Origin of the sequence: Paenibacillus phocaeensis, from assembly GCF_900021165.1 — a bacterium.
In the GTDB taxonomy this organism is placed as follows: domain Bacteria; phylum Bacillota; class Bacilli; order Paenibacillales; family Paenibacillaceae; genus Fontibacillus; species Fontibacillus phocaensis.
Genome location: NZ_FCOQ01000030.1, coordinates 156,608 through 169,001 on the forward strand (window position 1 = coordinate 156,608; position 12,394 = coordinate 169,001).

13 protein-coding genes are annotated in these 12,394 nt (G+C 57.7%); 5 read left to right on the forward strand and 8 right to left on the reverse strand.

What is annotated here, in order from left to right; translation table 11 throughout:
* Nucleotides 1-12: 12 nt before the first annotated feature.
* Entirely contained in the window at nucleotides 13-1,134 is a 1,122-nt protein-coding gene (locus BN3795_RS19465) for a glycosyltransferase family 4 protein (protein ID WP_068786353.1), read from the reverse strand.
* Nucleotides 1,135-1,316: 182 nt separating this feature from the next.
* On the opposite strand from BN3795_RS19465, the gene BN3795_RS19470 reads away from it, so the two are divergent.
* The 4 genes from BN3795_RS19470 (at nucleotide 1,317) to BN3795_RS19480 (ending at nucleotide 4,767) form a co-directional block, all read left to right on the forward strand.
* On the forward strand, nucleotides 1,317-2,483 hold the full coding sequence (locus BN3795_RS19470; RefSeq protein ID WP_110945267.1) for an RsmF rRNA methyltransferase first C-terminal domain-containing protein: 1,167 nt from the start codon (nucleotides 1,317-1,319) through the stop codon (nucleotides 2,481-2,483).
* A 34-nt stretch (nucleotides 2,484-2,517) separates the two neighbouring features.
* Nucleotides 2,518-2,613, forward strand: a complete 96-nt coding sequence (locus BN3795_RS25650; RefSeq protein WP_193415011.1) for a sporulation protein YjcZ — start codon at nucleotides 2,518-2,520, stop codon at nucleotides 2,611-2,613.
* Between the two features lie 143 nt (nucleotides 2,614-2,756).
* Complete coding sequence (locus tag BN3795_RS19475) at nucleotides 2,757-3,341, forward strand: DUF2087 domain-containing protein (protein WP_068786354.1); 585 nt, start codon at nucleotides 2,757-2,759, stop codon at nucleotides 3,339-3,341.
* 139 nt (nucleotides 3,342-3,480) lie between these two features.
* Entirely contained in the window at nucleotides 3,481-4,767 is a 1,287-nt protein-coding gene (locus BN3795_RS19480) for an MFS transporter (RefSeq protein WP_068786355.1), read from the forward strand.
* A 64-nt stretch (nucleotides 4,768-4,831) separates the two neighbouring features.
* Here BN3795_RS19480 and BN3795_RS19485 read toward each other — a convergent pair whose 3' ends face one another.
* The 6 genes from BN3795_RS19485 to BN3795_RS19510 all read right to left on the reverse strand — a co-directional run bounded on the left by BN3795_RS19485 (nucleotide 4,832) and on the right by BN3795_RS19510 (nucleotide 11,022).
* Nucleotides 4,832-5,644 carry a Cof-type HAD-IIB family hydrolase gene (locus BN3795_RS19485; RefSeq protein WP_068786356.1) on the reverse strand — a complete coding sequence of 271 codons (813 nt, stop codon included), beginning with the start codon at nucleotides 5,642-5,644 and terminating at the stop codon, nucleotides 4,832-4,834.
* Between the two features lie 517 nt (nucleotides 5,645-6,161).
* On the reverse strand, nucleotides 6,162-6,947 hold the full coding sequence (locus tag BN3795_RS19490; protein WP_068786357.1) for a pseudouridine synthase: 786 nt from the start codon (nucleotides 6,945-6,947) through the stop codon (nucleotides 6,162-6,164).
* 1 nt (nucleotide 6,948) lies between these two features.
* Nucleotides 6,949-8,490, reverse strand: a complete 1,542-nt coding sequence (locus tag BN3795_RS19495) for an RsmB/NOP family class I SAM-dependent RNA methyltransferase (RefSeq protein ID WP_068786358.1) — start codon at nucleotides 8,488-8,490, stop codon at nucleotides 6,949-6,951.
* A 102-nt stretch (nucleotides 8,491-8,592) separates the two neighbouring features.
* Entirely contained in the window at nucleotides 8,593-9,075 is a 483-nt protein-coding gene (locus BN3795_RS19500; RefSeq protein ID WP_068786359.1) for a DUF309 domain-containing protein, read from the reverse strand.
* Complete coding sequence (locus tag BN3795_RS19505; RefSeq protein ID WP_068786360.1) at nucleotides 9,065-9,880, reverse strand: GTP pyrophosphokinase; 816 nt, start codon at nucleotides 9,878-9,880, stop codon at nucleotides 9,065-9,067. Before BN3795_RS19505 ends, BN3795_RS19500 begins: the two co-directional genes overlap by 11 nt.
* A 47-nt stretch (nucleotides 9,881-9,927) precedes the next feature.
* Entirely contained in the window at nucleotides 9,928-11,022 is a 1,095-nt protein-coding gene (locus tag BN3795_RS19510) for a quinone-dependent dihydroorotate dehydrogenase (protein WP_068786361.1), read from the reverse strand.
* Nucleotides 11,023-11,224: 202 nt separating this feature from the next.
* Between BN3795_RS19510 and BN3795_RS26085 the strand changes: the two genes are divergently transcribed.
* Nucleotides 11,225-11,356, forward strand: coding sequence for a hypothetical protein (locus BN3795_RS26085; RefSeq protein WP_262362897.1), 132 nt, complete (start codon nucleotides 11,225-11,227; stop codon nucleotides 11,354-11,356).
* Between the two features lies 1 nt (nucleotide 11,357).
* Here BN3795_RS26085 and BN3795_RS26090 read toward each other — a convergent pair.
* Nucleotides 11,358-12,394: L,D-transpeptidase (locus tag BN3795_RS26090; protein ID WP_068786362.1), on the reverse strand; the 1,037-nt coding region annotated here is incomplete at its 5' end.

Here is a 12,394-nt window from a genome sequence, read left to right on the forward strand (position 1 = left end):
ACAACTCTTTCCTTATTTGAATTCCAGATACAGCTTCTTCAGTTCGTGGACGACCCGGTTCAGGGAATACTGGGCTTTGGCTTTCTCCGAACCGCTGCGAGCCAGCTGGTAACGGTAATCCGGATCCACGATAACCTTCTCCAGCGCTTCGGCCAAGCCCATCGCATCTTCCGGCGGCACCAGGAGGCCGTTCACCCCGTCCTCAATTTGCTCGGCAATCCCGCCGATCCGCGTTCCGACGAGCGCCAGACTGCAAAGTGCAGCTTCCGCAAACACGTTGCCGAACGCTTCCGCCCGGGACGGCAGTACGAAGATATCGAAGAAGGGCATAAATTCCTCCGGATGCAGCGTGTACCCGTAGAAAATCGTCTCCTCATATATGCCCAATCGCTGAGCCAACTGCTCCAGCTCCTGACGGATCGGACCGTCGCCGATGATGTGCAGCACGTAGCTTTGGCCGCGTCTCTTCAGCTCAGCGCAAGCATGCAGCAACGTATCCAGCCCTTTGGCCGGCACGAGGCGGCAGACGGTCACCAGTTGCGCGACCTCGTTCTCATGCGTAATCGGCTTAAAGCGCTTCTCGTCAAACCCGTTCGGAATCACACTGATGGCCGCGGGATCGTCCACATAGGGCGACAAATAATCCGCGAAGGACTGCGATACGGTGAACATCCGGTCGGCGCGATGCTCCAGCTCGCGGTACAGCGAAGTGAGAAACCGGTGTTCCGGCCCGTTCTCCCGGATGCGGCCGTTTAAGATCAGTTCTTTTTCATAACTGGAGTGGATGCTTTGGATAACCGGAGTTTGCGGAAACACTTCCTTCATCGCCAGCCCTGCGATCGGATGATGGGCATGAATCACATCGTAAGGCTGCTTCAGCCGGAGCTTCGTCCACCACAAGTAATCACGGTAGGTTTGCACATATTTCTGCACGATGGGGCTGTCCCCGTATTGCTGCCAATCAAAGGTATGAAAAATAACGGGATCGCTCCCTTTCGAGCGGATCCGTTTCGGTAGAGAAAATAACTCCATCTCCCAATGAGGAGGATTAAACCGGTCTTGCAGGTACGGAATCATCGACGATACGCCACCGGGCTGTTCCGGCGGAAAAAATAAAGCCTGCAGCAGTTTCATTGAGGTTCTCCTTTGCAAGTCGTTACGAATTTGCGATAAAGTCCGCTTCTTTTTCCATTATGCCATAGGCAGGAAGGAACATCCATTCCCCTTTTGAGAATAAAAAGCGATATGATAAACTGCTGAGGTACAGATTATCCGGCCACCGATGGCCTTGTTCTTATTCGGAAGGAGCAGCAGCAATGAACCATCCATCCCTGCCGCCCGCTTATCTTGAAGCGGTGACGGCCATGCTCGGCCCGGCCGAGGCGGAGGCGTTTCTGGCTAGCTATGACGCGCCCCGTGCATATGGACTAAGACTGAATACGTTAAAAATGGACCCGACCTCAGCGTCGGCGGACAAGCTTGCGAACCGATTTGCCCTGCGACCGGTTCCCTGGTGCGGGACGGGATTTTATTACGAGGAATCGACCCGGCCGGGCAAACATCCTTACCATGCCGCCGGACTCTATTATATTCAGGAGCCGTCAGCAATGTCCGCCGTAGAGCTGTTGGACCCGCAACCCGGCCATACCGTACTGGATCTAGCCGCTGCGCCGGGGGGGAAAACAACCCAAATCGCCGCGAAAATGAACGGACAAGGCTTGCTGATCAGCAACGAAATTCACCCCCAGCGCGCGCGGATCCTGGCGGAGAACGTGGAGCGTCTCGGCATCCGGAACGCCGTCGTGACGCAGGCGGCACCCCCCGCGCTTTCCGCCCGCTTTCCGCTCGCCTTCGATCGCATCATGCTGGACGCCCCTTGCTCGGGGGAGGGCATGTTCCGAAAAGACCCCGAGGCGATTCGCGAGTGGTCGCCGGAGGCGGTGGAGCTGTGCGCGGCGCGGCAGTGGGACATCCTGCAGGAGGCGGTCGCGATGCTGAAGCCCGGCGGCCGGCTCGCCTATTCCACCTGCACGTTCAACCGCCGCGAGAACGAGGACACGATCGCCCGCCTGCTGGCGGCGTATCCCTTCCTGCGCCAGATCGCCGAGAAACGGATCTGGCCGCATCGCGAGCAAGGCGAAGGCCACTACGTCGCCCTGATTGAGCGGGATAATGACGAAAAGGGCGGCGCGACAGCTACTGGCATCGACGGACGCGAGCGGGATCGCAGGCACGGAGGCCGCTCCGGCCCGGCGGAGCGAAGCGCTGCCGCCGCCCTGGACAGCTTCCGCGCCTGGGCGGCGGACGTGCTGCCGTCCTTCGCGCTTCCCGCCGAAGGCATCCCGCTTCTGTTCGGCGAGGCGCTGTATTTGCTGCCGACCGGCAGCGGCCTGGCGCTGACGCCGGACCACCTGACCGGCCTGAAGGTTCCGCGCGCCGGGCTTCACCTCGGCGACGTCCGNATACAATACACTATCTCGTGATCAGCGGGAAACCTATTGTAAGGGAGGAATAACAATGGGTGAAATCTACGGAGGAGGCTTCACTTCGACGGGAGCTATTTTGGTGCTGTTCATCTTGCTCGTTATCGTTTCCCGTACACTCTTGGTCTAATGCTACATCGCACTGCGATAGCGGATGGAATCCTGGACGGATTCCTCCGCTGTTTTTTTCGTACCTCCCTTGACAAGAAGCACACGTGCATGGAATAATACGATCATCTAATTATACAGATATCGAATTAGCGAGGGATGAATATGCAGTTGGATCGGTTGGTCAATTTCCACAAAGCTGTTGGCGATGTGACCCGCATCCGGATCATCGCATTGCTTCAGAACGGACCGTTGCACGGTCAGGCGCTTGCGGGGAAGCTTGGCGTCACACCGCCTACGATTACACACCACATGACCAAGCTGCGGGAAGCCGATTTGGTGTACGAGCGGCGCGACAAGAATACGATCTATTTCTACTTGAATGAAAAAAGCCTCGCCCTCCAGGCCCAAGCGATCCTGAAAATCGGCAAAGCGCTCCCGGAAGCCGAGGACAAACACGAAGAGGCTGCGCGCAAAGCTGCCACCCTGGACAACTTCTTCAATAAAGACGGCACCTTAAAACATCTGCCGGCCCAGCGCAGGAAGAAGCTGATCGTGCTCGAACGTCTCGTCAAGGGAGTTGAGCCGCACCGTAAATATACGGAGAAGGAAATGAACGAATACATCCGGAAATTCCACGAAGATTACGCCACCATCCGCCGCGAGTTCATCATGAATCACTTCATGTACCGCGAGAACGACATTTACGAACTGAACCCGCCGGAACTTTGGGGGAAAAGCCCGCAATAATGGCGGCGGCTTAAGCTTGCCATGCAATGAGGTATCGCTTTTGGCCTTGTTGCCTTTTTTTCGCCCACTAAATTAGATATATATTTAATTAGATATATGTAACATTATGATTATCCATGAAAAGGAGTAGCTTCCACCCATGAAATCCTTACGAATCCTGCGCCAGGAACCTTCTTACCGCCGTCTATTTACCGCCGGACTGGTCAACGGCATTGGGGATCGGTTCAGTCAGGTGGCTGTTCTCGGCTTGCTTCTATCCCTGACCGGATCAGGTCTGGCCATCGGCATCACGTTTGCGGTCCGCCTGTTTCCGTACCTCGTCTTTGGTCCGCTTGGCGGATGGCTCGCCGACCGGTTCTCCAAGAAGACGATCATGCTCTTTACCGATGTCATCCGATTGTTCTTTGCGTTAACTCCGCTGCTGGTCCGCCACGCCGACGACGTCTGGATCATTTATGTCAGCTCCTTTGCCTTGTCCGCAGGTGAAGCGATCTACGCCCCGGCCCGCATGTCGCTAATCCCCCGGCTCGTACGCCGGGAGAACCTTCTGGCCGTGAACAGCTTGGAGCAGGCGATGGTCGGCTTCGTGCTCATCGGCGGGTCAGTCACCGGAGGCATCCTTGCCGCTGCGATTGGCGGGCAGGTGTCTTTTGTCCTCAACGCCTTGTCTTTCCTCGTCTCCGGTCTGCTGATTCTTCGCCTCGATCCTGCCGGGCAGGCTCCAGCCTCAGAGACGGAAACGGAGACGGAGGCGAATGAGCCAACACGGACGCCGGTACCCACGCTTGCCCCCCGCCCAACCCCTTTACTCCGCCAGCTTATATCGCAGTCCTTCTTCCTGCGGATCATGCTGGTCGTGTTCGCCGTATGGCCGATCGGAGACGGGATTTTTAACGTGCTGATCAGCGTCTACGCCGCCGAAGTGTTCCGCATGGGGGATCTCGGCATCGGGCTGCTCTATGGGGCGTTGGGGGCCGGGATGCTGATCGGCTCAAGCCTCACCAGCCGAACGGCACGTTATATGCGGACAGCCGCTGTCCTGACGGTGCTGATTGAAGGGATATTCCAAATGCTGATCAGCCAATCGCCTTCGTTTCTCCTGCTCTTGATACTGCTGGCTTTTTCGGCGGTGATCACGAGCGTAGGCAATGCCTGCAACGAAACCGTTCTGATGCAGCTGGTTCCGACCGAATGGCAGGGCCGATTTTTCGGCAGTCTCGCCACCTTGCAAAATACCATCATGGGTGTAGTTATGCTCGTTTCCGGTTTCCTGCTGGAAGCCGTGACGCCTAGAACCCTGGGTCTGGCTGGTGGAATGCTTCTCGCCTTGCTGGGTCTGGGTGTGGGCCTTGCCTGGCTGCTGCACCGTCCGAGAACCCTTGACCGTTCGTCGACCGTTGCCGAGCCAACCGCCAGCCCCCCCTGAATGAACATTTTCGGCAGCAAAGAAGCCGGCCCTTCCGGGTCGGCTTCTTGTTGATGAGGAGATCTTAGCCCAACTGCGCTTCCAATACGTATTTTTCCAAAGCCTGCTTCACGCCTTCTTCATTATTCGACGCCGTCAAGGCATTAGCCGCCGCTTTCACGTCCAGCGGGGAATTGTCCATGGCTACGCCTAGCCCGGCATAGGTGAGCATCGTTAAGTCGTTATAATAATTCCCGATCGCCATGACATTTTCAGCAGGGATTCCCCGCTTTTCAGCCAGCTTCTTCAGGGCGGCCCCTTTGGAGGCCTCCTTGTGCATCAAGTCGATGAAGAAATCGCCGCTGCGCAGCATATTAAATTCCTGCGTCCACTGGCTCCAGTCCGCGTACACGCGGTCCAACTGGTCCATCTCGCCGGCGACTGTGAATTTCACAATCGGTTCGCTCAAATCGGCCCAGCCCGGCATATCCTCCGGTTCCATCAGGAATCGGCGGTACATGTCCAGCGCTTCCTTGGTGAGCCCTGCCGCATTTTCAACATACAGGCCAAAGGTGGTATTGATGTCAAAATGGACGTTATTCTTGCGGCAATACTCCATGTACGGCTCCAGTCCATGGGGATTCAATGCGAATTCGTGGACAATTTCCTCGGTACGCACATCCACCGTTGCTGCTCCGTTATGACAAATGACATAACCGCCAAGCCCGAGCTCGCGCATATACGGAATCGAGCTTCGCGGGGCCCGTCCGGTGCACAGCACGAACTCCGTGCCTTGCTCCGCAATAGCCTGGATCGTCTCGATCGTTCCCGGAGTCAGCACGTGATCGTCCGTGAGCAGCGTGCCGTCAACATCCAAAGCGATCAGTTTGTATTTCATATGTGGTGTCTCTCCTTTCTTTCTCAACCCTCCCCATCCCTCCCTTACCGTAAGGGAGGGGGCCCGAGGGCCTGCTGCCCTCTGGTCTCCCGCAAACGGGGAGAACGTGGGAGTGACTGAGGCGCTCCTACACGCTCCCCCTCCGGGGATCGCTTAACTTTGGCTCGCGGAACGCTTTTCCCCCTTCGGGTACGTCTTACTTGAGGCGCTCCCGGGTTCCCGGGTAAACCGTGCTGCTCATCCCTACTCCTGTCGGCGCACCCGGGCAGGTAAGCACAGCGTTGAGCCGCTTGTCGCCCTACGGGCACGCTCTACTTAAAGCGCTCCTGCTCCAAGGCGAAAACTGCAACGTATGGCTTATTTCCTTCTATTTCGTGCTGCTAAGGCGCTCTCCCTACGGGAATCGCTCACTTGTAGTGCACACCGCTAGTTTGTTCGGGGTACGGCGTGCTTCTTAGCTTCATTCCAGCAAACCCGGCGCTCTCCCTGCGGGAATCGCTCACGGTAGAGCGGATCGTTAGTTACCTTGAGTGCTATTTTTCGCTCCGGGACTCTTGTACGTTCGCAGGGCATTCAACTCGAACTCGGTCAGCTCGCGGAAGGCGCCGAGCGGCAGGGATTTATCAATGACAAGCGGCCCCATCGACAGGCGCTTCAGGTAGGTAACCCGCGAGCCGACGGACTCGAACATCCGCTTAACCTGATGGAACTTTCCTTCCGAGATGGTCAGTTGGATGCGGGAGATGAGTGTGCCGTCCGCTTCTGCGCCATGTTCCAGCACGTTCAGCTCGGCAGGCAGCGTGACATAGCCGTCGTCGAGCTCGACGCCCTCCCGGAACCGGGCGGCTTCTTCGTCGCCGACATGGCCGAGAACTACGGCCTCGTAGGTTTTGGGCACATGCTTGCGCGGGGACAGCAGGTCATGCGCCAATTGACCGTCATTGGTCAACAGCAACAGGCCCTCCGTATCCTTGTCCAGCCGCCCCACAGGGAACGGCGAGAACACCTGAAATTCCGGCGGAAGCAGATCCAGCACCGTTTTCTCCCGGGCATCCTCGGTGGCCGAGATGACGCCGGGGGGTTTATGCAGCATCAAGTACACGAACTCGCGGTAAAAGATCCGCTCCCCGTCCAGCTCCACGACATCTGAAGCGGGATCGCATTGGATACCGCTGTCCTTGATGACCGCGCCGTTTATCGCGACCCGGCCCTGTTTGACGTATTTTTTGATTTCCGATCGCGTTCCATAGCCGAGATGGCCCAAAATTTTATCTAAACGTTGCGTTTTCTTGCCGGTACTCATGTTACGTCCACCTCCAGCCGGCGGGATATTCGTTCTTCAGCAACCCATCCTGCCACTTGCCCCATCCCAGCGAATAATCGTCGACGGCAACCAGTACATATCCTTTCGGGGCGGCGTTCCCCAGGCAGCGAATCCGTTCCGCTTCAATCTGCAGCGTCTCTCCCTTCAGGTAACGAATCGACTCGCCGTCCGAACTGTTCAAATTCAGCACCCGAACCGCCTCTGAAGGAGACAATGCCGTTGCCAAGGGCTGCCCGGGGGTCAATCGACCGTTCCTCACGGTCCCCACATACCAGCCAGGTCGGACGACCTTCAAGCCGTCAAGACGCTCTTTGGGCAGCGGCGACAGGTAGACGTTCCCGCCAAACAACAGCGGCTCTCCCTGCAGCTCCGACAGCTGGAGCTGCTCCCGGGAGAACGCCCGCCAGCTCTCCAGCACCTCCCGTTCATCCACGGGCTTAGGATCACGCCCGGCGCCGGAACGAGACCGCTGCATTTGGCGGGAATCCCGTTTCTCTCGGGAGTTGCGTTCCCATTCCGAGGAGATTATACCATAATCCGCAGCCGGCTCCTGGAAGTTCTTCTCCCCTTGGCGCTCCAGTACGGCGAGAAAATGCCCCTCGCCTTCCACCTTGTGGGGCCAAAGCCGGCCGCAGCCTGCGGTTTGCTCAGCGATCTCCGGCGGGTACATGCGGCCTTCTCCCTGCTCGGCCAGCCATGTCAACCATTCCGGTCGTCCGGGGGAAACCCACGGATCCGGCTGCAGCGGCACAACCCGGAACTCCGGATGCTCCAGCAGAAAGTCCGCGATCGTCGCCTCGTTCTCTTCCGGTGCAAAGGTGCAAGTCGAATACACCATTCTCCCGCCCGGCGCCAGCAGCGCCGCCGCCGACCGCAAGATCTCCCGCTGCATGCCGGCATACTTCCGAATCCATTCCGGTTCCCACAGCCTAGCCATATCTTCGTCTTTCCGGAACATGCCTTCGCCCGAGCAAGGCGCATCTACTAGAATTTTATTAAAAAAATACGGAAAAGCCCGCGCAATTCGCTCCGGCGCTTCTCCCAATACGACCGCGTTTCGCACGCCGTACAACTCGATATTTTTGGCCAGGGCTTTGGTTCGATCCGCGTTAATATCGTTCGTTACCAACAGGCCGCTGCCGCGCAGCTTCGCCGCAATTTGCGTCGACTTCCCGCCCGGAGCTGCGCAGAGATCCAGCACCCGCTCCCCGGGCGTGACGTCCAGCAGCTCCACCGGCGCCATCGCGCTGGGCTCCTGGATATAATACAGCCCGGCATGGTAATACGGATGCTTTCCCGGCTTCGCCAGCTCTTCGAGATAATAGCCTGTTCCACACCAGGGAATCGGCCGCAATTCGAACGGCATGATCTCCCGGAATGCCTCCGCATCCACTTTCAGCGTGTTCACACGGATTCCCGCAAATCGGGGATTGTCATAAGAAGCGGAGAACGCCGCATACTCTTCTTCTCCCAACAGCGCCTGCATCCGCTCGAGAAATACCTTTGGCAGTTGTATTGCCATGCTTGTCCCATCCATTCTTCATCTCTGATCTGATCGCTCTCTACCGCAAAACGCCCGTCTCCCCGACACCGGGGGACGGGCCACCTAACCCAAACCAGCTTGCTAGCGTGCTTTTCTTTGCTCGAGCTTCTGCTGCCGCTCCTCATGCTTCTCTCCGCGTTGCGGCGTCCGTCGTTGCGGAATATTGGGGGCGATGTGCTCCGATGCCCCTTCTACCGCGCGAACCAGCTCCGGGTCCAACAGACGGATCGTTAAATCGTAATAGGTAAACGCTTGAGGATCCCCCTCCGTCAACAGCGCGACATACGCTTCCGTGTCCTGGCGCAGCTTCCCGAGGTCGATGCCAAGCGCCTGCTCCGGGTAAGGAGTCAGCCGCTCTAATGCCGATCGCAGCATTTTCCGGCCGCCGGACAAGTTCCCGCGCCGCGCGTGGAACAAGCCTACGGCAACCTGAAGCAGCCCTTTGTACAGCGGATCGCGCCCCCGCGCCAGCCACAGTTCCTCGAGAACCTCATGGCACTCGAAGTAATCGCGGTCCCGATTGAAGTAGACGAGGTACGCCACGAACAGCGGCTCATAACTCATCCCCGGGCTCCTCCACCTTTTTGTGCTGCTTGATGAGCCCCTTCACCTCGCCCAGCAATTGCTTCAGTCCCTCGAAATCCTTCTGCTCCCACAGCTGATTGAACCGCTCCTGAGCTTCGATCGCCTCCGATACCAGATGGTAAAAATACAATTGGTGAATCGAGGCAAGCACCGAGGAGACGATGTTGGAATCGTCCTCAAAGCTCTTCTGCGCAACTAAAATTTCCTGGCGGATGCTGGACATTTCGTTGTCGAGTACGAACGCGGCTTCTGCGGCTTTCTTCAGCCGGCCCCGCATCTCTTCGGGCAGACTTTCCCGGTACTTGTAATTCAGGGAGTGCTCGATGGTCGCCCAGAAATTCATCGCCAGCGTGCGAATCTGGATTTCGGCCAGCACTTCCTTTTGGCCGAGTGCGGTCTGCACCGGGTATTCCACGATCATATGAAAGCTGCGATACCCGCTCTCTTTATAATTCGTAATATAGTCTTTCTCGTATAGCACCTTGAGGTCTTTGCGCATCCGGATATACTCCGCTACCCGGCGGATATCCTCCACGAACTGGCACATAATCCGGATGCCGGCGATATCTTCAATCCCGGTCTCCAGGTCCTCCAAAGCGACGTTTAAGCGTTTCGCCTTATCCAGGATGCTGGATATTTTCTTGACCCGACCGGTCACGAATTCGATCGGCGCGTACTCTTCGCGTTTCTTCAGCTCGGAGCGCATCGTCTTGAATTTGACCTTCAGTTCTTCAACAGCTTGTTCATATGGAAGCAAAAATGTTCCCCAATCCCTACTGTCCATCCTTATGCCTCCTGTCTTCTGTCCCGGCTCGAATTCAGCCGTCCCGCTTACCGGTGATCCGCGCCAACCGCCTCGGAAATATGGCGATAGCCGTCCCGGCGCAGCAACTCCCGCAGGCCGCGGTGCAGCTTGCGGTTGATCTCCGGACCTTCATAGATCAGTGCGGTATAAATTTCAACTAAACTGGCGCCGGCACGGATTTTGGCGTAGGCATCTTCCGCCGTGAAAATCCCGCCCGAGCCGATGATCGGCAGCCGGCCGCCCGTCTGTCGGTAAACGCGGGAGATGATCTCCGTCGATCGCGCGCCCAGCGGCTTGCCGCTCAGGCCTCCGGTTTCCCTGGCGTTCGGGTGAGTTAACCCGTCCCGGGACAACGTCGTATTCGTGGCGATCAAACCTGAAACGCCGCTGTTTTGGATGGTATCGACCATGTATTCCAGCTCGTCAAAGCTGACGTCCGGCGCGATCTTGACCAGCACCGACTTCGATTTGCCGTGCCGCTCCGCTTCAGCCGCCATTCGGTCCGTTACGGCGGTCAACAGCGAAGCCAGCTCGTTGCCATGCTGCAATTTACGCAAGTCCGGCGTGTTTGGTGAACTGATGTTCACAACGAAAAAATCGGCTGCTTCGTATAAGGCCGAGATACATTTCTCATAATCGCGGTAAGCTTCTTCGTTGGGTGTCATTTTATTCTTGCCGATATTGACGGCAATCGGAATCGGACGGCGCTTCAGCGACTGCAGCCGCCTCGCCATCGCCTCCGTGCCGCGATTGTTGAAGCCCATCCGGTTGATCAGCGCCTCTTCGGGAGGCAAGCGGAACAACCTTGGCCGATCATTGCCAGGCTGCTCCAGCGGCGTTACCGTGCCCACTTCCATAAATCCGAAGCCAATCGCGGAAAAACCCGGCACCGCATCGGCATTTTTATCAAGACCGGCAGCTAACCCCACCGGGGAAGGAAAATGAATTCCGAATAAGTCCGCCGCCAGCTCCGGCGTTTCCGGCACGCCGTACATCCCGCGTAAGAGAGGAATCATTCCGGGGACGGCAGCAGCAGTATGTAATCCATCGATAACGAGATGATGGGCATTCTCCGGATCCATCCGGAAAAACACCGGCTTTCCCAATGTGCGATATAACACGTTATGCAGTTCACTCCGATCTTACGCTTTACATGAATTTACTATTATCAGTTTATCCGTTTCCGTTGGAAAAGAAAAGTTTAACCTGAACGGTACGTGAAAGAAACAACAAGGTGATGGAATTTTACGATGAAAGCCGTTACAATAAGGGGGAAAGCACCTCCAAAATCGCTTCAGACTAGGTTAGAGAGGGGAAATGTATATGTCAACCAAACGCAAACCGCCTACACTCCAGCAAAAAAAGGACGAGGTCAACAAGAAAGCGCTGATCTGGTCGATTTCCATCGTCGCCGCGCTCGTCATCGTGACCGCCGTCCTTTTGATCGTGACCTGAACTAGTCCAGCCAGTGGTATGTGCGGTGGGGATTGGTCTGATCCTGTCTGTCGCCCAAGGCAAAACGCTCTGCCGGGACGTTCTTCAGCTTCGGCAAAATCCCCTCCCCGATCCTCACCTTCGTCCCCTTCGGGACGAGATCGAACAGCTCTTCGACATCCTTCTTGCCCATCCGGATACAACCGAGCGACTCGTCCTTTCCGATACTGTCCGGCTCATTCGTTCCGTGAATCGCGTAATTCGTATCCGACAGCTGCATGCCGCGGCTGCCAAATTCTCCGTCATCCCTGCCGTTCGGGTTAACCACCTTCTCCGAAATGGCGAACGTGCCCTCCGGCGTCCGGTCGCCGCCAAGCCCTACCGAGTAACTCCGCAGCAGCACATTCCCGCTGACGACCGCCAGTTCATATGTTTTTGTATCCACGATAATCTCATAGGGCTCGGCAAAAAACGGCCGCTGTCCCGGAGCCATCCCCTCCGCGAGCGTTGCTTCCGCGCCCCCTTCACCGGTCGCCGCGGCGGAGCCGTTGCTCTTCAACTGTTCCAGCAGCGGGCCAAACGCCTGGACCATCGTCGGATCCGTCCCGGCGATCCAATTGTCGGGGAACGGCCCGGCCAAATCCTGCAGGCTGGAAGGCCAATCTCCCTTGGCCTGCTTGTAGTGGATCATCGCCGAGGACAACACGCCCAGCGATTCCTGCTGCGGAATCCACTGCCGCGCGCCTTGCTGCAGCGCGGCCGGATCCGGCGGCGTACACTCACATGCCGCCGGATCATAGGCTTGGAGCGTCGTCCGTCCATCGTCCGGACTTTGCTCCAAGCCGAACACGACGGGCAGGTCGTCCGACCAGACCAGCCAGTCGCCGGCCCGCTCCATGCCAAGCGCAGCGGCATGGAGCGGGGCAAAGTCGGTTTGCCGCTGCAGCGCGAGCAAACCGCCCACGGCCTCCGCCTGCGTCCCTGCGGGATCGCGGCCGTAGCCGACGGCGGTAAACGCCGGCCCCGGGAAGGCCGGCGTCGCCGGGGGCGTGCCTCCGC

Excerpts from the sequence above, each read along its gene's own strand:
- BN3795_RS19465 (WP_068786353.1), bottom strand. The coding sequence starts at position 1,134 with ATGAAACTGCTGCAGGCTTTATTTTTTCCGCCGGAACAGCCCGGTGGC.
- BN3795_RS25650 (WP_193415011.1), top strand. The coding sequence starts at position 2,518 with ATGGGTGAAATCTACGGAGGAGGCTTCACTTCGACGGGAGCTATTTTG.
- BN3795_RS19475 (WP_068786354.1), top strand. The coding sequence starts at position 2,757 with ATGCAGTTGGATCGGTTGGTCAATTTCCACAAAGCTGTTGGCGATGTG.
- BN3795_RS19480 (WP_068786355.1), top strand. The coding sequence starts at position 3,481 with ATGAAATCCTTACGAATCCTGCGCCAGGAACCTTCTTACCGCCGTCTA.
- BN3795_RS19485 (WP_068786356.1), bottom strand. The coding sequence starts at position 5,644 with ATGAAATACAAACTGATCGCTTTGGATGTTGACGGCACGCTGCTCACG.
- BN3795_RS19490 (WP_068786357.1), bottom strand. The coding sequence starts at position 6,947 with ATGAGTACCGGCAAGAAAACGCAACGTTTAGATAAAATTTTGGGCCAT.
- BN3795_RS19495 (WP_068786358.1), bottom strand. The coding sequence starts at position 8,490 with ATGGCAATACAACTGCCAAAGGTATTTCTCGAGCGGATGCAGGCGCTG.
- BN3795_RS19500 (WP_068786359.1), bottom strand. The coding sequence starts at position 9,075 with ATGAGTTATGAGCCGCTGTTCGTGGCGTACCTCGTCTACTTCAATCGG.
- BN3795_RS19505 (WP_068786360.1), bottom strand. The coding sequence starts at position 9,880 with ATGGACAGTAGGGATTGGGGAACATTTTTGCTTCCATATGAACAAGCT.
- BN3795_RS26085 (WP_262362897.1), top strand. The coding sequence starts at position 11,225 with ATGTCAACCAAACGCAAACCGCCTACACTCCAGCAAAAAAAGGACGAG.